At 73.5% G+C, this 18,334-nt stretch carries 19 protein-coding genes and 1 tRNA gene; 9 read left to right on the top strand and 11 right to left on the bottom strand.

Annotation, left to right across the window (positions count from 1 at the left end):
* Positions 1 to 45 precede the first annotated feature (45 nt).
* Positions 46 to 939 carry an oxidoreductase gene (locus tag OG455_RS08685; protein ID WP_266300701.1) on the top strand — a complete coding sequence of 298 codons (894 nt, stop codon included), beginning with the start codon at positions 46 to 48 and terminating at the stop codon, positions 937 to 939.
* Positions 940 to 983: 44 nt separating this feature from the next.
* On the opposite strand, the gene OG455_RS08680 is transcribed toward OG455_RS08685, so the two are convergent.
* Together OG455_RS08680 and OG455_RS08675 are read right to left on the bottom strand one after the other, a co-directional pair.
* Complete coding sequence (locus OG455_RS08680; RefSeq protein ID WP_266291793.1) at positions 984 to 1,739, bottom strand: metallophosphoesterase; 756 nt, start codon at positions 1,737 to 1,739, stop codon at positions 984 to 986.
* The gene (locus tag OG455_RS08675) at positions 1,736 to 2,614 is read right to left on the bottom strand and encodes an NAD(P)-dependent oxidoreductase (RefSeq protein WP_266291792.1); all 879 of its coding nucleotides are present in this window, start codon (positions 2,612 to 2,614) and stop codon (positions 1,736 to 1,738) included. The genes OG455_RS08680 and OG455_RS08675 overlap by 4 nt, the downstream gene beginning before the upstream one ends.
* A 145-nt stretch (positions 2,615 to 2,759) precedes the next feature.
* Here OG455_RS08675 and OG455_RS08670 point away from each other — a divergent pair, with 145 nt between their 5' ends.
* On the top strand, positions 2,760 to 4,220 hold the full coding sequence (locus tag OG455_RS08670) for a PLP-dependent aminotransferase family protein (RefSeq protein WP_266291791.1): 1,461 nt from the start codon (positions 2,760 to 2,762) through the stop codon (positions 4,218 to 4,220).
* Here OG455_RS08670 and OG455_RS08665 read toward each other — a convergent pair.
* From OG455_RS08665 to OG455_RS08655, 3 genes are all read right to left on the bottom strand, one after another.
* Positions 4,190 to 4,990, bottom strand: coding sequence for an aminoglycoside 3'-phosphotransferase (locus OG455_RS08665; RefSeq protein WP_266291790.1), 801 nt, complete (start codon positions 4,988 to 4,990; stop codon positions 4,190 to 4,192). The genes OG455_RS08670 and OG455_RS08665 overlap by 31 nt on opposite strands.
* Before the next feature lie 209 nt (positions 4,991 to 5,199).
* Entirely contained in the window at positions 5,200 to 5,925 is a 726-nt protein-coding gene (locus tag OG455_RS08660; protein ID WP_266291789.1) for a uridine kinase, read from the bottom strand.
* Between the two features lie 171 nt (positions 5,926 to 6,096).
* Positions 6,097 to 6,849, bottom strand: a complete 753-nt coding sequence (locus OG455_RS08655; protein WP_266291788.1) for a helix-turn-helix domain-containing protein — start codon at positions 6,847 to 6,849, stop codon at positions 6,097 to 6,099.
* Between the two features lie 252 nt (positions 6,850 to 7,101).
* Between OG455_RS08655 and OG455_RS08650 the strand changes: the two genes are divergently transcribed.
* Positions 7,102 to 7,812 (top strand): alpha/beta fold hydrolase, encoded by a 711-nt coding sequence (locus OG455_RS08650; protein ID WP_266291787.1) that lies wholly within the window; start codon positions 7,102 to 7,104, stop codon positions 7,810 to 7,812.
* A gap of 102 nt (positions 7,813 to 7,914) precedes the next feature.
* Here OG455_RS08650 and OG455_RS08645 read toward each other — a convergent pair whose 3' ends face one another.
* The 3 genes from OG455_RS08645 to OG455_RS08635 form a co-directional block, all read right to left on the bottom strand.
* Positions 7,915 to 8,520, bottom strand: a complete 606-nt coding sequence (locus OG455_RS08645) for an acetate uptake transporter (protein WP_266291786.1) — start codon at positions 8,518 to 8,520, stop codon at positions 7,915 to 7,917.
* Between the two features lie 241 nt (positions 8,521 to 8,761).
* The gene (locus OG455_RS08640) at positions 8,762 to 9,217 is read right to left on the bottom strand and encodes a GNAT family N-acetyltransferase (RefSeq protein WP_266291785.1); all 456 of its coding nucleotides are present in this window, start codon (positions 9,215 to 9,217) and stop codon (positions 8,762 to 8,764) included.
* 129 nt (positions 9,218 to 9,346) lie between these two features.
* A complete protein-coding gene (locus OG455_RS08635; protein WP_266291784.1) occupies positions 9,347 to 10,291 on the bottom strand; it encodes a threonine/serine dehydratase in 945 nt (314 codons plus the stop codon).
* 233 nt (positions 10,292 to 10,524) lie between these two features.
* On the opposite strand from OG455_RS08635, the gene OG455_RS08630 reads away from it, so the two are divergent.
* Positions 10,525 to 11,172, top strand: a complete 648-nt coding sequence (locus tag OG455_RS08630; protein ID WP_266291783.1) for a hypothetical protein — start codon at positions 10,525 to 10,527, stop codon at positions 11,170 to 11,172.
* Between the two features lie 62 nt (positions 11,173 to 11,234).
* Here the strand turns inward: OG455_RS08630 and OG455_RS08625 are convergent, their stop codons facing one another.
* Positions 11,235 to 11,987 (bottom strand): 3-hydroxybutyrate dehydrogenase, encoded by a 753-nt coding sequence (locus OG455_RS08625; protein WP_266291782.1) that lies wholly within the window; start codon positions 11,985 to 11,987, stop codon positions 11,235 to 11,237.
* A 177-nt stretch (positions 11,988 to 12,164) separates the two neighbouring features.
* On the opposite strand from OG455_RS08625, the gene OG455_RS08620 reads away from it, so the two are divergent.
* Positions 12,165 to 12,776 carry a cysteine hydrolase family protein gene (locus tag OG455_RS08620; protein ID WP_266291781.1) on the top strand — a complete coding sequence of 204 codons (612 nt, stop codon included), beginning with the start codon at positions 12,165 to 12,167 and terminating at the stop codon, positions 12,774 to 12,776.
* A 67-nt stretch (positions 12,777 to 12,843) separates the two neighbouring features.
* Here OG455_RS08620 and OG455_RS08615 read toward each other — a convergent pair whose 3' ends face one another.
* On the bottom strand, positions 12,844 to 13,770 hold the full coding sequence (locus OG455_RS08615) for an alpha/beta fold hydrolase (RefSeq protein ID WP_266291780.1): 927 nt from the start codon (positions 13,768 to 13,770) through the stop codon (positions 12,844 to 12,846).
* 45 nt (positions 13,771 to 13,815) lie between these two features.
* Between OG455_RS08615 and OG455_RS08610 the strand changes: the two genes are divergently transcribed.
* The 4 genes from OG455_RS08610 (at position 13,816) to OG455_RS08595 (ending at position 16,532) form a co-directional block, all read left to right on the top strand.
* Positions 13,816 to 14,733 (top strand): GlxA family transcriptional regulator, encoded by a 918-nt coding sequence (locus OG455_RS08610; RefSeq protein ID WP_266291779.1) that lies wholly within the window; start codon positions 13,816 to 13,818, stop codon positions 14,731 to 14,733.
* A 277-nt stretch (positions 14,734 to 15,010) separates the two neighbouring features.
* Positions 15,011 to 15,889 (top strand): LysR family transcriptional regulator, encoded by an 879-nt coding sequence (locus tag OG455_RS08605; protein WP_266291778.1) that lies wholly within the window; start codon positions 15,011 to 15,013, stop codon positions 15,887 to 15,889.
* Positions 15,890 to 15,996: 107 nt separating this feature from the next.
* On the top strand, positions 15,997 to 16,314 hold the full coding sequence (locus OG455_RS08600; protein ID WP_323185636.1) for a LysR substrate-binding domain-containing protein: 318 nt from the start codon (positions 15,997 to 15,999) through the stop codon (positions 16,312 to 16,314).
* A gap of 144 nt (positions 16,315 to 16,458) precedes the next feature.
* Positions 16,459 to 16,532: transfer RNA gene (locus OG455_RS08595), tRNA-Cys, on the top strand.
* A gap of 102 nt (positions 16,533 to 16,634) precedes the next feature.
* On the opposite strand, the gene OG455_RS08590 is transcribed toward OG455_RS08595, so the two are convergent.
* Positions 16,635 to 18,242 (bottom strand): ricin-type beta-trefoil lectin domain protein, encoded by a 1,608-nt coding sequence (locus OG455_RS08590; protein WP_266291776.1) that lies wholly within the window; start codon positions 18,240 to 18,242, stop codon positions 16,635 to 16,637.
* Between the last annotated feature and the right edge of the window lie 92 nt (positions 18,243 to 18,334).

Here is an 18,334-nt window from a genome sequence, read left to right as displayed (position 1 = left end):
GCCGCCAGTCTAGGCCGCGGAGATCATCCGGGCATGAACTCAGAGATGACCGGCTCATCCGCCGCGACGTGCCCAGCGCCCCTCCCCGCGGTCGCGGCCGGCAGTTGGCGGCTCGGCGACCTGGAGCTCACCCGGATCGGCTACGGCGCGATGCGGCTCGCGGGCCCGGGGGTCTGGGGGCCGCCGCCGGACCGGGCCGCCGCCCTCGCCGTCCTGCGCGCCGCCGTCGAGGCGGGGATCACCCACCTCGACACCAGTGACTACTACGGCCCGCACGTGGTCAACGACCTCATCCGCGAGGCCCTGCACCCCTATCCCGACCAGTTGCGCATCGCCACCAAGGTCGGTGCCCGCCGCACCCCGGACCACGCCTGGCCCGCCGCCGTCTCGCGCGCGGAGCTGGTGCAGGCCGTCCACGACAACCTCCGGCGGCTGGACCTGCCCGTGCTCGACCTGGTCAACCTCCGGATGACCGGCACCCGGGCCACCGCCGACATCATCGAGCCCTTCACCGTGCTCGCCGAACTGCGCGAGCAGGGCCTGATCCGCCACCTGGGGGTCAGCAACGTCAGCGCGGAGCAGCTCGCGGCCGCGCAGGAGATCGCCCCGGTGGCCGCCGTGCAGAACCGCTACAACGTCGCCGACCGCGTGGACGATGCCCTCGTCGACCGGTGCGCCGAGCAGGGCGTCGCCTACGTGCCGTTCTACCCGCTGGGCGGCCTGCGCCCGTTGCAGGTCGACGCCCTGGACGAGGTCGCCCGCGCGCAGGGCATCACCGGCCACCAGGCCGCGCTGGCCTGGCTGCTGCACCGCTCCCCGACGGTGCTGCTCATCCCCGGCACCGCCTCCCTCGCACATCTGCGCGAGAACATCGCGGCCGCCACCATCGAGCTGCCCGACCACGCGCTGCGCACCCTGGACGCGATCGCCGACAACTGACCGCCGCCGGCGCCCCGGCCCCGACCCCGCGCGCTGTCGCCTGATCAGGCGTTGACCCAGCGGTAGTGGGTGGTGAGCCGCCCCTCGTCGTCCAGGACGTGGAAGGCGAGCGCGGGCGGCTGGTCGAGGTGGACGTGGTCCTCGGGGTGGGCCCGGTGCTCCCAGGGGAGTCGGAGCGTGGACACGACTCCTGGCGCCACCCGCAGCGGGCGTCCGGCGAAGGTGGTCGCCGCCGCGGTGTGGGCGTGTCCGCACAGGAAGGCCGCGAGGTTGGGGTGGCGGTCCGTCAGCGCGCCGAGCCGCTCCGCGCCGAACTGGCGGATGCCGTCGACGAAGGGGATGTGCAGCGGGGCCGGCGGGTGGTGGAAGCCGACCAGGACGGGCACCTCGGGCGGGGACTGGGCCAGGACGGCCGCCAGCCAGGCCAGCGTCTCGTCCTCCAGGCAGCCCTCGTCCCTGCCCGGCACCGAGGAGTCGCACAGGGCGATGACGACGCCGGCCGTCTGGCGGACCTGGTTGATCGGTGCCGCCGAAGCCGGCTCTCCGAGCAGGTACTGCCGGAAGGCGGCGCGCTCGTCATGGTTCCCGGGGCAGAGCATCACCGGATGCCGGGAGGTCAGCAGCCGACGGGCCGACTCGTACTCGGCCGGTAGCCCGTGGTCGGCGATGTCTCCGGTGACCAGCACCGCGTCCAAGTCGTGGGGGAGGCCTTCGAGATGGTCCATGACGGCCCGGGTGCGCTCGATGCCGCGCTGCCCGCCGTCGAGGTGGGTGTCGCTGAGGTGGGCGATCACGATCACCGCCGGGGCTCCTTCCCGGCCGCGTGCAGGATGGCGGCGAGCACGGCCGTGTAGTCCTGGTCGGCGCGCCCCGCGCCCTCGGCGGCGGCGAGCCAGTCCCGGGAGGCGGCGGTGAGGCCGAGCGTGAGCCCGGCGTCGCCGACCGCGTCGGCCACCAGGTCGGCGTCCTTGCGGGCCAGGGCGAGCGCGAAGCGCGCCGGATAGTCGTCGGCCTCGATCACGGGGCGTCGGCGCGCGGCCTGCTCCGCCAGCGGCGTCACGCCCAGCACCTCGTGCAGCACCTCCCAGGACAGCCCCAACGCGCCGCCCAGCGCGAGGGATTCACCCAGCACGCCCAGCACCCCGAAGAGGGCGTTGTTGGCGACGAGCTTCGCCGCGGTGCCGGCCCCCAACTCCCCGACCCGCAGCGGCGAACCCAACCGCGTCAGCAGCGGCAGGCACCGCTCGACCAGCTCCGGCGGGCCACCCGCCAGGATCCGCAGCGCCCCTGACGCGGCCTCGGCGACGCTGCCGAGCACCGGTGCGTCCAGCAGCCCCGTCCCCGCAGGCAGCGCCTGGGCGAGGCGGGTCAGCGACGAGGGGGACACCGTCGACATCTGCACGACCACCGCCCCGGGGTCGATTCCGGCGGCGATCCCGTGCTCGCCCTCGGTCACCGCCAGCAGCGCCTGCGGGCCGGTCACCATCACGAGCACCGCCTCGGCCCCGCGCACCGCGTCCGCCGGGCTCACCCCGACCGCACCGCCCGCCTCGCGCAACGCCGCCGCTCGCCGCGGTGAGCGGTTCCAGCCGGTGACCTGGCAGCCCTGGCCCAGCAACCGGTGGGCGATCGGCGCGCCCATCGCGCCGAGCCCGATGACGGCGATCCGTTCCACGCTCGCACTCCCTCCGTCCAGGCCTTCGTTCAGGCCTTCGTTCAGGCCTTCGACCGGGCCTTCGTTCTGGCCTTCGACCGGGCCTTCGACCAGCCTTCGGTCTCGAACCTATGGGCTCACCGGACCAGCAATAAGATCCAGTTCCATGTCGAATGATTGGTCCAGTGGTTGGTCCGATTCCCGGCTCGACCTGCACATCGAGCTCGATGCCGCGGGCGGGCGTCGCGCCGGGCTGGAATCCGCGCTCCGGGCGGCGATCCGCGAGGGTCGCCTGCCGGCCGGCACGCTCCTGCCGTCCACTCGCGGGCTGGCCCGGGACCTCGGACTCTCGCGGGGCACGGTCAGCGCCGCCTACGACCAGCTGGTCGAAGAGGGCCACCTGACCACCCGGCCGGGGTCGGGCACCACCGTGGCCGAGGTGCCGCAGCAGGGCCCGAGCCCTGCCCGCCCCGCACCCGCGCCGCCGGCTCCCCGTCATGATCTGCGCCCCGGGCTTCCCGACGTCAGCGCCTTCCCCGCCCGGGCCTGGCTCGCCGCCACGCGCAGGGTCCTGGCCCACGCCCGCCCCGAGGTCTTCGGCGCCGGGGACCCGCAGGGCCGGATCGAGCTGCGCAGCGCGCTCGCCGACTACCTGGGTCGCACCCGGGGCGTGATCACGACACCTGACCGGATCGTGATCACCTCCGGCTACTACCAGGGGCTGGGCCTGCTCAGCGGTGTGCTGGCGGCTGCCGGCACCCGCAGCGTTGCCGTGGAGGACCCGGGGCACAACCTCTTCCGTGGCGTCGTCCAGCGTGCGGGGCTCACCACCCTCGCCCTGCCGGTCGACGCCCTCGGCGCCCGGGTGGAGGCGCTGACCCAGGACACGGGGGCCGTGTTCCTCACCCCCTCGCACCAGTACCCGACGGGCGTCCCGCTGCATCCCGGCCGCCGCCGGACGCTGCGCGGCTGGGCGCGCGCCACGGGCGGCCTGATCGTCGAGGACGACTACGACGGCGAGTACCGCTACGACCGCCAACCCGTCGGTGCCCTCCAAGGCATCGCCCCGGAGTGGACCGTGTACTGCGGCACCGCGTCCAAGACCCTCGGCCCCGCGCTCCGCCTGGCCTGGCTGGCGCTGCCGCACCACCTGGTGCGACCGGTGGTGCGGGCCAAGCAGGACGCCGACCTGTACACCGAGACCCTGGGCCAGCTCGTCCTGGCCGATCTGATCAGCACGCACGCCTACGACCGCCACATCCGCGCCGCCCGTTTGCGCTACCGCCGCCGTCGCCAACTCCTGCTCGACCGGGTGGCCGCCGTCCCCGGGCTGGACGCCCACGGGGTCCCGGCCGGTCTGCACACCCTCCTCACCCTGCCCGCCGAGGGCCCCACCGAGCAGCAACTGCTGGCCGGTTGCGCCCAACACGGGCTCGCCGTGCGAGGCCTCACCGAACTCCACCACGACCCCGCCGACCGCCCGCAGGGCCTGCTGATCGGCTTCGCCGCCCCGTCCGAACGTGCCTACCCGGCCGCCCTCGACACCCTGCTCACAGCACTGACCTCGGACCGGCGAGGCCCCGCTCCAGCAGCCGCTCAGTCCGAGAGCTCCCAGAGCAGCCGGTAGTAGGTGATCCGCTCCTGGTCCCGCTCGACCCCGTAGGCCTCCAGCAGCGGGTCCTCCCACCCCGGGCCGTAGTTCCACCGGGTGCTCCAGGTGGCGATGGCGAGGTCGGCCCAGCGGTCGGCGACGCCGAGCGCGCCGAGGTCGACGTGGCCGGTGCAGCCGCCGTCGTCGCCGACCAGGGTGTTGGGGGCGCAGGCGTCGCCGTGGCAGACGACGGGCCCGTCGAGGGGCGGGATGTCGGCGAGCAGGTCGAGCGGGTGCTCGACGGTGGCGGGGCGCGGGATGTCCGGGTGCCAGGCCGCCGGGTCGATCCGGCCCGCCGCGGCCCGCGACCGCACGCGCTCCAGCCGCAGTTCGGCCGACCAGTCGAAGGGGCACTCGGCGACGGGCAGCGCTTCGTGCAGGGCGCGCAGCCCCGCGCCGATCGCGCGGACGGCGGTGGCGGGGTCGCGCTTCCAGTGGTCGTCGACCGCGCTGCGACCGGGCAGGCCTGCCGTGACGATCCAGGAGCCGCCCTCGTCCGCGCCCTCGTCGAGCACCCGCGGCACCACCGTGAACCCCGCCACCCAGCGCAGGCGCACCACCTCGGCGGAGAGGTCGACGCCGCTGCCGACCGGCGCCCACTTCACGAACTGCCTCTCATCCAGGCCGATCTGGAAGGTCAGCCCGCCGAACCCGTTCTGCCAGACGGCCCGCACCGGCCGGCCCGCCGCGAGCTCGGTGACGATGTGTGGTACCTGGACCGGCCCTTGGGGCGACGTAGCGATCACCGGGTCATTGTCGCCGGGCCGACCGGGAGGGGGACAGTGGATTTCGTGCCGCCCGGCCTGTCCGCTACGGGGCGGCCGGCGCCGGCTCGAAATCGACGACGGCCCGTGCGTTCGCGTCCTGAAGGTCGTCGTCCGGCCGGTGTGACCTGGTGGTCCCACGCGGCCGGGGCGCGATCGGTGGCCCCGGCCGGCCGCGGCCGCCGTCGCGGCTACGGCGTGAGCAGGCGTGGGGTGGTGAAGGTCGAGTTGTCGACCACCACGTCCATCCGCGGGACGGGGTCGACCTCCGCCAGGTAGACGCGCTCGGCCACCAGGTAGCGGTCGCGGTGGAGCGACTCCGCCTCGGAGCCGGCCCAGTGCTGGTCGCGCTCGGCGCCGCGTCGGACGGACAGCTCGGGGTCCACGTGCAGCCAGACACGGAAGTCCCAGTAGGCGTCGATCGCGGGGCGGAAGGCGAAGACGCCGTCCACGATCAGCACGGTGTCCGCCGTCAGCGGGGCGGTCTCCCCGGCGTGGTCGCGCTGCGTCAGCGGGTCGATGGCGCACAGGGCGGCCGAGGCCGCCGCCGGGGTGCGGCAGGGATCGAGCAGCAGCCGCCTGACCGCGTCGTAGTCGTAGGCGTTGCGGTAGTAGCCCTCGCCGGATTCGCGGTCGTAGCGGTGGCGGTCCCGCCAGGGCTGCTTGAAGTCGTCGAGGGTCGCCCGGAGCACCGGGCGGCCCGCCGCGCTGATCCGGTCGGCGAGTTCGTGTCCGAAGCTGGTCTTGCCCGACGCGGTGAGGCCGTCGATCCCGACCAGCAGCCGGCCCGTACCCAGGGCCAGGACGCGGGTCGCGACCGACCGCACCAGCGCGTCCCGCGCGGGTGAGGCCGGTGGCGGCGACGGCTGCCGCCAGGTCGATGCCGAGTGGTGCACCTGCGCCCGTTCGTGTCCCATCCGCCGAACCTACCGGCCCGGTCGGCCGCGAGGAAGATCCAGCCGCCTCACCAGGTGACCGGGAGGCGAAGTACCTCGGGTGGTGCTCCAGTTCGTGTGGCAGGCTGAACGGGAAGAGCGGGAGCTCTTCGGCTGCCATGGCGCGCTCCCGTACCTGGAAGTGACGGTGTGTCAGTTCCCGGATCGTGCGGCCGGCGCCTTGACGGCCGCACGAGTGTGAATCGAACGACCGGGAGTCGAACGGTAGCGGCCCGGGGTCGTTCCGATGATGTTGGTGAACGCCGCGATGAAGCCGCTGGGGTTGGCCCATCCGCAGGCGTATGCGGTCTGGGTGGTGTCGTGGCCGTCGGCGAGGAGTACGAGCGCGTGGCAGACACGCAGCTGGGTGCGCCACTCGTAGAAGGTCATGCCGAGTTCGTCGCGGAACAGTCGGCTGAGGGTCCGGCTGCTGGCTCCGGTCGTCTTCCCGAGTTCGGCCAGCGTGGCGTTGTCCGCCGGCTGCTCGCGCAGCATCCGGGCGATGGCGCGCAGTCGGTCGTCCCGTGGCTCCGGCAGGTGCAGCGGCTGCTCGTGTGCTTCGTCGAGTTCGTCGACGAGGACTCGCAGGAGGCGGGAGCGCGCGGCGCGGCTGTAGGCGGGCGCGGCGGCGTCGTAGTTGCGGGGGCCGGTCAGGGCGAGCAGGACCTCGCGGGCCAGGTCGGAGGCCAGGAACACGGCGGGATGGTCCGGTACGAGCCGGGCGAGGGAGGGAGCGAGGAAGAGGATCCGCATGTCGGTGTCGCCGTAGGCGCGGTGGTAGTGCGTGAACTCGGCGGGGGTCCAGGTGACGCGGTTGGCGGGCACGATCGACGTGCCGAGCTCGGTGTGGACCGCCAGCACGCCGCTGGCCGCGTACACCAGGTGTCCCTGTGCGTGCGACTGCACCGCGCTCGTCTCGCCGGACGGCCAGAGGTGGCGCCCGCCGGACGGCCACACATGTGACGTCACACCGGCGGTCGGGGAAGGTTGGCGGCGAACGGGCATCAGTTGGCATCCTATCGGTAGCAAGCCACACCTTGATCCAGTGAGACTAACTCCAGGCGAAGCGGTCCTCGGTCGGGCAGGGCGCCTGACCGAGCCACACGGCATCGAGGCAACGCGCCTCGGTGCCGCCGCCAGAATATGAAGGAGAGTCACATGGCGACGTTCATCCTCGTACCCGGTGCTTGGAAGGGCTCCTGGACGTTCGATGCGGTGGTTCCGCTGCTGGAGCGTGCCGGTCACACCGTTCACGCCCTGACCCTGACCGGTCTGCGGCCGGACGACGACAACGCGACGGTGGCGAGCGCCAACCTCGACACGCACGCCGACGACGTGCTGCGGCTCCTCGATCGCCACCACATCACCAGCGCGACGCTGGTCGGCCACAGCTACGCCGGGATGGTGATCGCCGCCGCCGCCGATCGCGCCGGCGGCCGGATCTCACGACTGGTGCACCTCGACGCCTACGTGCCGCGCGACGGCGATTCGTGCTGGTCGTCGACGAACGACCACTTCCGGGGAGTGTTCGCCGCCGGCGCTGCGACCACCGGCTACTCCGTCCGACCGCCGGCCGGCGGCGATCCCCGCCGCCGTTTCCACCCCCTCGCCGCGTTCCTGCAGACGATCCGGCTCACCGGCGCGGCCGCCCAGGTCCCCCGCCGGGAGTTCGTCTACTGCTCGGGCTGGGAGGACCGGACGCCGTTCGCCGAACTCCGCACCCGGCTCCAGGCCGATCCCGACTGGCAGGTCCACGACCTGCCGACCGGCCACAACGCGATGAACGAGGCCCCGGAGGCGGTCGCCGCGATCCTGCTCGGCGAAGGCGTCGCGGACGCGTTGGCGCACGGACGCCTGGCTCGTCGTTGAGGGCCGCCGGGCCAGGTTCATCCGGGGCGGGCGACAGGACGGCGCACCGGAGCGTGATCGACTCCGGTGCGCCGTCCTGTGCTGCCGCGCTGGGCGGGTCCGCTACCTGGCCGGCCAGGTGGGCAGGACCGGGCGCTTGAAGGTGTAGGCGGTGACCCCGGCGAAGGAGGTGTACCAGGCCACCGCCGCCGTGGCCAGGCCGAGCCAGCCGCCGACCTTGGTGGCGGAGTCGCTCGGGCCGAAGGCGCCCGCCGAGAGCACCGCGAAGGTGATCGTCAGCAGGACGAAGACCGCCAGCACCGCCCCGCTCACCCGCACGGCCGCGACGGTCATGTAGGCGGTGAAGATCGCCCAGGCGAGCAGGAAGAGGCCAACCGCCTTGTGCACGTCCGGGTTGGTGCCGAGGGCCGGCAGCGCGTCCTTGACGAGGAAGTAGTAGGCGAGCCAGAAGGCGCCGAAGGAGCTGAACGCGGTGGCGCCGAAGGTGTTGCCCTTGCGGAACTCCCACATCCCGGCCAGCAGCTGCGCCAGACCGCCGTAGACGAGGGCGAGCGGCAGCACCACGGTGCTCAGCTTCGCGTCCAGCAGGTTGGCGTTGAAGCAGCTGAGCACGAAGGTGGTCATGGCGAAGCCGGCCAGGCCGAGCGGTGCGGGGTCGGCGATCTCGGCGGCGGCGGTGGGTGGCGGAGCGGACTGCTGGGTTGCCACGGGTGTCTTCCTTTCAGGGGAGTGGGATGACGACGCGACAGAACACATATGTTGACGTGAATAGCTGTTTTGAAACACCCATCGCGCGGGGTTTTTGTGACGCCTGGTGAACTGCGGTCCCACCCCTGGGAATCCTGGGACAGCAGTCCTCCAGTGTGACTGTTGATGATGTGATGGGGCGCCAATTAATCGCGTCGGCGCACGTATATTCGAACAGAATGCGGCAGTACGAACGCGTGAGCTATTGAAGGTCCTTGCGCATGAAGACCCGGCTGGTGCCCGGCGGGTCGCACGGGACCTCGCCGAACGCCTCCCACCCGTGCCGGCGGTAGAACTCCGGTGCCTGGAAGGTGATCGTGTAGAGCACCGCGCTGCGGCAGCCGCGCCGCCGCCCCTCCTCCTCGGCCAGCCGCAGCACCTCGCTGCCGATCCCCTGGCCGCGCAATTCGGCCGGCAGGTGGAAGAGGTCGACGAAGAGCAGCCCCAGCGAGGTGCGCCCGGTCAGCCCGCCGAGCACCGCGCCGGTTCCGGGATCCTTGACCAGGACGGCCAGCGGGCGGCGGTCGAAGACGCCGGACGCCTCGGTGTTGAACGCGTCCAGCGCGTTGGAGATCATCACGAGGTCGTCCGACATCAGCGCGTCGGTGACGACGATGGTCGGGGACTGGGGTGCTGTGGTTATCGGTTGATCGGTCACGCCTCGACTCTAGGGGGCCCCGCCGACGGCCTCGCCGCCGCGACCGTCAGGGCGCGACCGGCGCGACCGGCGCGACCGGCGCGCCCCCGCCGCCCCCGTTGTCACGCCCCCGCCGTCACGCCCCCGCCGTCAAGCCACCGTCGCCGGATCGGTGTTGGCACCGCAGAGCACCACGGCCACCCGCTCGCCGGGGGAGGGGCGGTAGACGCCGCTCATCAGCGCCGCCAGCGCGGTGGCAGCCGCGTGCTCGACCACCAGCCGGCGGTGCTCCCACAGGGTCCGCCGGGCGGCGATGATCTGCTCCTCGCTGACCAGCAGCGAGACGGTGTCCGAGCGCCGGGCCCAGTACAGGGCCGTTTCGGAGACCCGGCGGGCGCCCAGCGAGTCGGCGGCGACCGAGGCCACCTCGACGTCGACCGGCTCGCCGGCCTCGATCGCGGCGTTCAGCGCCCGGCAGCGCTCCGGCTCGACGGCGACCACGCGCAGCCCGTGCCGCTCGGCCGCGATCGCGGTGCCCGCGAAGAGGCCGCCGCCGCCCACCGCGAGGACCACGGTGTCCAGGCCCGGCACGGCGGCGCGGATCTCCGGCAGCAGGGTGCCGGCTCCGGCCACCACGTACGGGTCGTCGTAGGCGTGCGAGGCCAGCGCTCCGGTCTCCGCGCTGAACAGGCGGGCGGACTCCTGCGCCTGGGCGTACTCGGTGCCGACCTGGCGCACCTCGGCGCCGAGCGCGCGCAGCCGGGCCACCTTGACCTCGGGCGCGGTGCGCGGCACGAAGACGGTGGCCGGCACCCCGTGCCGGGCGGCCGCCCAGGCGCACGCCAGGCCCGCGTTGCCGCCGGAGGCGATCACCACACCGGCGTTCGGCATGGTGCCGTCGGCCAGGTGCGCGGCCGCGAAGTTGGCCGCGCCCCGGTCCTTGAAGGAGCCGCTGTGCTGCATGAACTCCAGCGCCAGGTGGATCTCGGCGGAGCCGACCGCACCCGGGTCCACCGGGATCACCGGCACCGGGCGGGTCACTCCGTCGATCCGCTCGGCGGCGGCCTTCACGTCGTCATAGCTCACTCGCAGCACAGTTGCCGAGTGTGGCGGAAAGCATGTACACGGTGCAACCAGGCGGCTCGGGGACGGCTCGGGGATGACTGGGGGCCGGCTCGGGCCGGCTCGGGTGGCCCGAGTGGCCCGAGCGGCCGACGGCATCCTGATCGGTGGACCGCCGGCGGCGGCGGTCCGGTGGTGCCCTAGGCTGCCCGCCATGTTTGCGCTGCTTGCGGTCGGATCATCGCACCGAACCACGGGGGTGGCCCGTGGCTGACTGGAACATCATCTCCGCGCTGGCCACCGCCGGTGGCACCCTGGTGCTGGCCGGCGCCTCCTTCGCCTCGATCCGCTCCGCCGACCGCGCCGCGCGCTCCGCGGAACGGGCGGTGCTCGCCTCGCTGCGGCCGCTGCTGATCAACTCCCGGCTGGAGTCGCCGCGGCAGAAGCTGATCTGGCAGGACGGGCACTGGCGGTACCTGACCGGCAGCGCCGGGTACCTGCGGCTCGCCGACGGCCACCTCTACCTCGCCGCCTCGATCCGCAACGTCGGCCCGGGGCTCGGGGTGATCCACGGCTGGCGCGTCGCGCCCCTGGAGACCTACCAGGAGGAGGCCCACCCCGACCCGGCCACCTTCCGCCGCCAGTCCCGCGACCTCTACATCGCGCCCGGCGACACCGGGTTCTGGCACGCCGCGCTCCGCGACCCGGCCGACCCCGTCCACCAGGACCTGGTCGAGCCGGTCAAGAACGGGCAGCGGGTGAACATCGACCTGCTCTACGGGGACGCGGAGGGCGGCCAGCGCACGATAACCCGCTTCTCGCTGATCCGGGGCAGGAGCAAGGAGACCGAGGAGGAGGCCTGGGTCTGCCAGGCCCTGCGCCACTGGAACGTGGACCGGCCCGACCCGCGCTGAGCGAGCGGTGGCGCGAGGGCGGTGTGAGGGACGGCGCGAGCGGCGGCGCGAGCGGTGGCCGGTCAGTGCGCGGTCCAGCCGCCGTCCATGGTCAGCGAGGTGCCGGTGACGTAGCCCGCCGCCGGCGAGCAGAGCCAGCGCACCGCCTCGGCCACCTCGGCGGGCTCCAGCAGCCGCTTCACCGCTGCCTGTTCCAGCAGCACCCGCTCGACCACCTGCGCGGCCGGGATCCCGTGCGCGGCGGCCTGGTCGGCGATCTGCGCCTCCACCAGCGCGGTGCGCACGTAGCCGGGGCTCACGCAGTTGCTGGTCACCCCGTGCTCCGCGCCCTCCAACGCGATCACCTTGCTCAGCCCCTCCAGCCCGTGCTTGGCGGTCACGTAGGCCGCCTTGAACGGCGAGGCCCGCAGGCCGTGCACGGAGGAGATGTTGACCACCCGCCCCCAGCCCTGCCGGTACATGTGCGGCAGGGTGTGCCGGACGAGCCGGAACGGCGCCTCGACCATCACCCGCTGGATCAGCGCGAACCGGTCCGGCGGGAACTCGTGCACCGGTGCGACGTGCTGCAGGCCCGCGTTGTTGACCACGATGTCGACCTCGGCGGGCAGTCCTTCGACGGCCCCCGGATCGCCGAGGTCCACCACGTGCGCCGTGCCGCCGATCTGTTCGGCGACCGCGCGGGCCGCGTCGGCGGCCAGGTCCACCACGTGCACGTGGGCGCCCGCCGCGGCCAGCGCCTCGGCGCAGGCGCGGCCGATCCCGTTCGCGGCGCCGGTGACCAGCGCGGTGCGTCCGTTCAGCTCGGTACTCTCCATGGCGCCCCACGCTACGGACGATCAGCGCCGCCCCCCATGGCGGCCGGCTCCACAGCGCCGGCCGTCGGCATGGTCGCCGTCGCCATGCGCGGGTGCCGCCCCTGCTGACCGGATCGTTCCGGGTCGGGGCCTGATCAGGCCTTCGCGCGGGCTCGCGGGGACGGCACCATGGTGCGCATGGCAACCACAGTGAGCAGTCAGCAGACCGGCACCGCCCTGATCGTGATCGACGTGCAGGAGTCCTTCCGCCGCCGGGCCAACTGGGCCGCGGTCTCCGAGCCGGAGATCGTCGAGCGGGTGGACCGCCTGGTCGGCGCCGCCCGGGCCAAGGGCGACCTGGTGATCTGGGTGCTGCACAGCGAGCCGGGCAGCGGCACGGTCTTCGACCCCGCCCTCGGCCACGTGCACCTGATCGAGGGGCTGGTGCCGCTCGACGGCGAGCCGGTGCTGACCAAGACGGCGCACAACGCCTTCACCACCACCAACCTGCAGCAGCTGCTCACCCAGCAGGGGGTGCGCGAGCTGGTGGTCTGCGGCATCCGCACCGAGCAGTGCTGCGAGACCACCACCCGGGTGGGCGCCGACCTCGGCTACGCGATGGTCTTCGTCACCGAGGCCACCGCCACCCACCCGATCGAGCACCGCGACGCGCCCGCCGGGCGCGAGCCGGCGGAGATCCTCGCCGACCCGGCCACCCTGGGCACCGCCGAGATCATCGCCCGCACCGAGTACGCGCTGGCGGGCCGGTTCGCCCGGATCGCGACCATCGCCGAGTACGAGAAGGCCTGACCGGATCGTGTGAGGAGGGCCGAGGCTGGGGGAGTGGTGTCAGGCATCCCGCCCGGCCCGCCGGTGCTCAGCCGCGGTCGGCGGCCAGGAACGCGCCGACCGCCGCCCGGAACCCTGCCGGCTCCTCCACCCACGGCAGGTGGCCCGCGCCGCGCAGCACCGCGCGGGAGACCACCGGCAGCGCCTGTTCCAGGGAGTCCACGGCGTCGCGCGGGCGCGGGTCCTCGGCGCCGTCCACGATCAGCACAGGCACCGTCAGCGCCCCGCACCGCGCGCGCGGTTCGGCGCCGTCCCGGTCACGCCCGCTCTCGGCGTTGATGGCGGCGTTGCACTCGAAGTTGACGCCGTACCAGGGGGTGGCCATCCGCTCCGCCCGCGCGAGCGCCGTCCCCGGGTCGGCGAAGTCCGTCGACCACTGCAGGACGCAGAGCTCGCGGTCCTCCGCCGCCGTCCGCTCCCGTCCGTCCAGCTCCGCCCAGCGCTCCAGCAGCCCGGCCCGCTCCAGCGCCTCCCGGTGCGCGCGCTCGTGCCGCTCGCGCCAACTGCTCCGGTGGTCGATGCCGGTGCCCGAGACGTAGACCAGCGCGCTGACCCGCTCCGGATGCGCCAGCGCGTACTCCAGCACCAGCTGGGCACCCCAGGAGTGGCCCAGCAGCACCATCCGCTCCAGGCCGAAGTGGGCGCGCAGCGCCTCCAGGTCGGCCACCGACCGCGCGACGGAGTACGGCCCGCGGCGCTCCGAGCGGCCGGCGCCGCGCTGGTCCCAGCGGTACGCGGCGCGGTCGGCCGGCAGCAGTCCGGCCACCTCCTCCAGGGTGTCCCAGAGGCCGGGCCCGCCGTGGCACAGGACCACCGGGTCACCGCCGCGGCCCTCGCCCTTGCCCTCGTTCTGCCGGACCGCCCACAGCCGCACACCGTCGTCCGCCCGTAACGCCGTCGCCGCCGTCGCCTCGGCGTTGATCGTCGTCGTTGTCGTCATCGTCTCGTCAGCCATGCCCGCCAGTCTCGACCATCGACCCGCTGCGCATACGGTGAATCCATGACCAAGGTCGTCTTCCTCCTCGCCCCCGAGCTGCACCTGCTGGACCTGGCCGGCCCGGCCCAGGTCTTCTCCTCGGCCGCCGATCTCGGGCACCCGTACGAGATCCACTACGTCGGCGAGGAGGCGGCCGTGCCCACCGCCCAGGGCGTCGTGCTGCGGGCGGAGACCGACTGGCCCGAGCTGGTGCCGGACGACCTGGTGGTGGTGCCCGGCTGGCGTTCCCGCTCGCTGAGCCGGCCGTCGGCGCTGGGCCGGGCCTCGCTGGACCGCCTGACGGCCCATCACGCGGCGGGCGGCACCGTGGCGAGCGTCTGCGCGGGAGCCGACGCGCTGGGCCGGGCCGGGCTGCTCGACGGGCGCCGCTGCACCACCCACCACGACCTGCAGGAGGAGCTGGCCCAGCGCTACCCGCGCGCGAGCGTGGTGCGCGACGTGCTGTACGTGGTGGACGACCGGCTGATCACCTCGGCCGGCATCGCCAGTGGCATCGACCTCGCGCTGCACCTGATGGCCGTCCGCCACGGACCGTACGACGCGGCGCGGATCGCCCGCACCATGGTGGTCTACACCCGGCGCAACGGCGACGAGCAGCAGGCCAGCGCGATGCTCCGGCACCGGGCCCACGTCTCCGACGCGGTGCACCGGGCTCAGGACCTGATCGACGCGGGCTACACCGAGCGCCTCGCACTGGGCGAACTGGCCGCCGCCGTGGGCGTCAGCGAGCGCACCCTCACCCGGCGCTTCACCGCCGCCACCGGCCTGACCCCGCTGCGTTACCAGCAGGAGCTGCGGATCGAGCACGCCGAGCACCTGCTCGCCCGCGGCGCCACCGCCGAGGCCGCCTCCCGCGCGGTCGGCTTCCAGGACGCCCGGATGCTGCGCCGCCTGCGCGCCCGGGAGACAGCGGTCGGCTGAGGCCCCGGTCGGCCGCCGGTTCCGGGTCGACCGGGATTCCGGCCCGCTCGCCGGCGCTCTCCGGCCGGCCCTCGGCCGGCCCGGGACCGGCCGGTGCCTGTCCGCCATGGTCGACGTCCGGAGCCCGGATCGCCGCCAGTCGCCCCCCGGCCTCGGCGGACAGGACACCGCCCGGGTCGCTGACGATCCTTCTCCTCGGCAATACCCAAGTCAATCCTCGGGTTTTCTTCCATTGACCCCAGCAGAAGCTTGATCCGCTGCGCTACCGTGCTGCGCCATGACCCTCGATGATCTCCGAGTCTTCGTCGCCGCCTGCGAGCGCGGCAACCTCAGCGCGGTCGCCCGCGACCTCTCCCGCACCCAGTCGGCGATCAGCCAGCATGTCCGGCGGCTGGAGACCGAGTTGGGCATGCCCTTGCTGGAGCGCCGCCCGCGCGGGGTCGCGCCGACCCCGGCCGGCCAGTTGCTGCACCGGGCGGCGGCGCGGGGCCTGGACCACCTCGACCTCGCGCTGCGCCAACTGCGCGACCTGCGCAACGGCGACAGCGGCACGGTCCGGGTCACCACGGGGGCCACCACGATGCGCCACTTCATGACCGCGGCCGTCGCCCACTTCCGGCGTGCCCACCCGGACGTCAACCTGGAGTTCCGGACCGAGATCTCCAGCCGCAGCTGCTTCGACGCGCTCGCGGCGGGCGAGGCCGACCTGGCGTGGGTCACCATCGGCCCGCCGGTGCGCGGGATCGAGCAGCGCTCGGTGATCGAACTGCCCTGGGTGCTCGCGGTGCACGTGGACGACCCGCTGGCGGCGCGGACGCTGGTCGAGCCGGCCGACCTGACCGGGATCCGCCCCATCCGGCTGCCGGAGAACTCCATCGCCCGGGCCCGGTTGGACGGGCAGCTCAGCTACCCCCAGGGGGCCACCACCAGCGTGGCCGACTGGGACACCGCGGTCCTGCTCGCCGAACTCGGCCTGGGCCACGCCGTGGTCCCCGCCCTGCCCGGCTGGCGGGCGCCGGCCCACCCCGCGCTGCGGCTGATCCCGATCCCGGCGCTGCCGCCGCTGTCGGTCGGCTGGGCGGTGCGCCAGTGGGCGGCGCTCACCTCGCCGGCCCGCGAGTTCGCCGACGCCGTCGCCACCCACGCGGCCGTCTGAGGCCGCCGCCGCCCGGCTCAGGTCGCGGTGTTCCCGGGGCGTGCCCCCGGGCGGGCCTGCGGGCGGAGCTCCGGGCGGTCGATGACGCGCAACCAGCTCCCGTCCGGCTGCCGCTGGGCGACCTGCACCCGGCCGCCGGCTTCACGCCGCGGATCGCCTTCGAGGCGGGCCACCCGGAGCTGTTGGCCGCCCTGGCTGCCCGGGGGCTGGGCGTCGCCCTGCTGCCGCGGGCCTTCGCGCTCGCCCGGGCCGCGGAGTTGCACGTGATCACCATCGCGTCGCCCGCGCTGCGCGGCCGCCTGGTCCTGGCCTGGCGGGCCGAGGGTCCGGGTGGTCCGGCCGGGCGCGTGCTGCTGGCCCGGACCAGGGCCGCGTTGCGGGCCGTCCGGGGGAACGGCGGGGGCGGCGTGCCGCCGACCGGGTGAACCGGCCGGGCGCCGATTTGGTGGGCCGCCCCCGTCACCGCCAAGATCCTTACCGAGCGGTGTGTCAACTGGCAGTGTCAACTGGCGGTGAGTCAACTGGCGGTGACTCGCCGAGCAGTGACTCGCCGAGCGGGTGATCCGCCGGGTGGAGTGGCCGAGTGGCGAGGCAGCGGCCCGCAATGCCGCGTACATAGGTTCGAGTCCTATCTCCACCTCCAGCAGAACAGCGCGGCGGGGCAAGGCCTCTGACGGATGCTCGGTCCGCTCCGAACCTGACCCCGCCGCGCTCGCGGCCGACCGGATTCACGGCCGGCCGGCGCTCAGCCCATCGCCCACTGCTGGTTGCTGCCGCCGTTGCACGGCCACAACTCGGCCAGTGCCCCGTCCCAGGTGCTGCCCCCGGTCACGTCCAGGCAGAGCTTCGACTGGACGCCGGTGATGGTGCCGTTCGGGTTGAAGCTCCACTGCTGGTTGGCGCCGCCGTTGCAGCTCCAGGTCTGCACCTTGGTCCCGGCGGTGGTCTGGTTGTCGTAGGCGTCCAGGCAGAGCGAACCGGCGCCGCCGTAGACGGTCAGCCGGCCGTCCGGGGTGCGGGTCCAGACCTGGTTGGTTCCGCCGTTGCAGGTGTAACTCTGGACCTGGACACCCGGGTTGGTGTTCAGCCAGGGCACGTCCAGGCACTTGCCCGCGCCGACCGAGTTGAGCACGCCGGAGTTCGGTGCCGCCACCGTCGAGCCGCCGCCGGAGACCCGGTACAGGACGGTGCCGTGGGCGGGGACGTCGGCGCTGATCGCGCCGGTGGTGCTGCTGGTGGCCCCGCTCCACAGGTCGGTCAGGGTGTAACTGCCGCCGGCCGTCCTGCCGATGGCGGCGGTGCTGGTGGCGATGGTCGCTGTCGAGCCGGTCTCGTTGAACAGTGCCACCGCGACATCGCCGTTGGCCAGCGGCTTGGCCATCACGTCGAGGCCGCCGGCGGTGGCGATCAGGCTGCCCTGCTTGCCGAGCCCGTCCTGATCGACCGCGATCACCCGGGAGTTGGTGAGGGTGGCCAGTGTGTCGGCGCTAGCGCCCGCGAGGTTGGTGCCCGAGATCAGCGGTGCCGACATCTCGGCCCACAGGCTGAACTCGCTGCGGTCCTCGGTGGCCGACATCCCGTTGCCGACCTCCAGCATGTCCGGGTCGTTCCAGTGGCCGGGGCCGGCCCAGGAGCCGAGGCCCACGTTGGCGTGGAAGATCGACAGCATGCTGGCGAAGTTCGCGCTGATGTCGCCGGTGGTGCGCCACTGGTCGCCGACCGCGCCGCCCCAGGTCCAACTGGACTCCTGGCCCCAGTTGCAGAGGCTGAACAGGATGGGGCGCCCGGTCGCCCGCAGGGCGTCGCGCATCGTGGTGTAGCGGGACTGGGCGGGCAGGCCCTGGTTGTTGCAGTTGTCGTACTTGAGGTAGTCGACACCCCAGGCGGCGAACGAGGCCGCGTCCTGGGTCTCGTGCCCCAGACTGCCCGGGTAGCCGGCGCAGGTGCTGGTGCCCGCGTCCTCGTAGATGCCGAGCTTCAGGCCAAGCCCGTGCACGTAGGCGGCGGTGCCGCTGATCCCGTCGGGGAACTTGGCGGGGTCGGGCACCAGGTTGCCGCTCGCGTCCCGGTTCGAACTCATCCAGCAGTCATCGATGTTGACGTACTGGTAGCCGGCCGCCTGCATGCCGTCGGTGTGCATGGCGAGCGCGGTGGACTCGATCAGCGATTCGGAGACGTCGCAGCCGTAGGCGTTCCAGTCGTTGAAGCCCATCGGCGGGGTGGTGGCCTGCCCGTTGGCCAGTGCCTGCGCGGGGGACGCGGCACTGAGCAGGACGGCCGGGGTGACGGGCAGGCAGAGGGCGAGGGCGGTGAGGACGGCGGCTTTCCGCCGGGCGAACCTGGCTGACTGCATGGGGGAACTCCCTGGGTGGGGAAGAGTGCAGGGGCGGTCCGTTCTGTTGGTTGTAGGTAACTCTTGTTTGAAGTTGGCGTCAATAACTGTGC

The sequence above is a fragment of the Kitasatospora sp. NBC_01287 genome, from assembly GCF_026340565.1.
Classification (GTDB): Bacteria; Actinomycetota; Actinomycetes; order Streptomycetales; family Streptomycetaceae; genus Kitasatospora.
The sequence above is the reverse complement of the archived record's forward strand: the minus strand, read 5'-3'. Positions and strand labels throughout refer to the sequence as shown.

Excerpts from the sequence above, each read along its gene's own strand:
- OG455_RS08685 (WP_266300701.1), top strand. The coding sequence starts at position 46 with ATGACCGGCTCATCCGCCGCGACGTGCCCAGCGCCCCTCCCCGCGGTC.
- OG455_RS08670 (WP_266291791.1), top strand. The coding sequence starts at position 2,760 with ATGTCGAATGATTGGTCCAGTGGTTGGTCCGATTCCCGGCTCGACCTG.
- OG455_RS08660 (WP_266291789.1), bottom strand. The coding sequence starts at position 5,925 with ATGGGACACGAACGGGCGCAGGTGCACCACTCGGCATCGACCTGGCGG.
- OG455_RS08650 (WP_266291787.1), top strand. The coding sequence starts at position 7,102 with ATGGCGACGTTCATCCTCGTACCCGGTGCTTGGAAGGGCTCCTGGACG.
- OG455_RS08625 (WP_266291782.1), bottom strand. The coding sequence starts at position 11,987 with ATGGAGAGTACCGAGCTGAACGGACGCACCGCGCTGGTCACCGGCGCC.
- OG455_RS08620 (WP_266291781.1), top strand. The coding sequence starts at position 12,165 with ATGGCAACCACAGTGAGCAGTCAGCAGACCGGCACCGCCCTGATCGTG.
- OG455_RS08615 (WP_266291780.1), bottom strand. The coding sequence starts at position 13,770 with ATGGCTGACGAGACGATGACGACAACGACGACGATCAACGCCGAGGCG.
- OG455_RS08610 (WP_266291779.1), top strand. The coding sequence starts at position 13,816 with ATGACCAAGGTCGTCTTCCTCCTCGCCCCCGAGCTGCACCTGCTGGAC.
- OG455_RS08605 (WP_266291778.1), top strand. The coding sequence starts at position 15,011 with ATGACCCTCGATGATCTCCGAGTCTTCGTCGCCGCCTGCGAGCGCGGC.
- OG455_RS08590 (WP_266291776.1), bottom strand. The coding sequence starts at position 18,242 with ATGCAGTCAGCCAGGTTCGCCCGGCGGAAAGCCGCCGTCCTCACCGCC.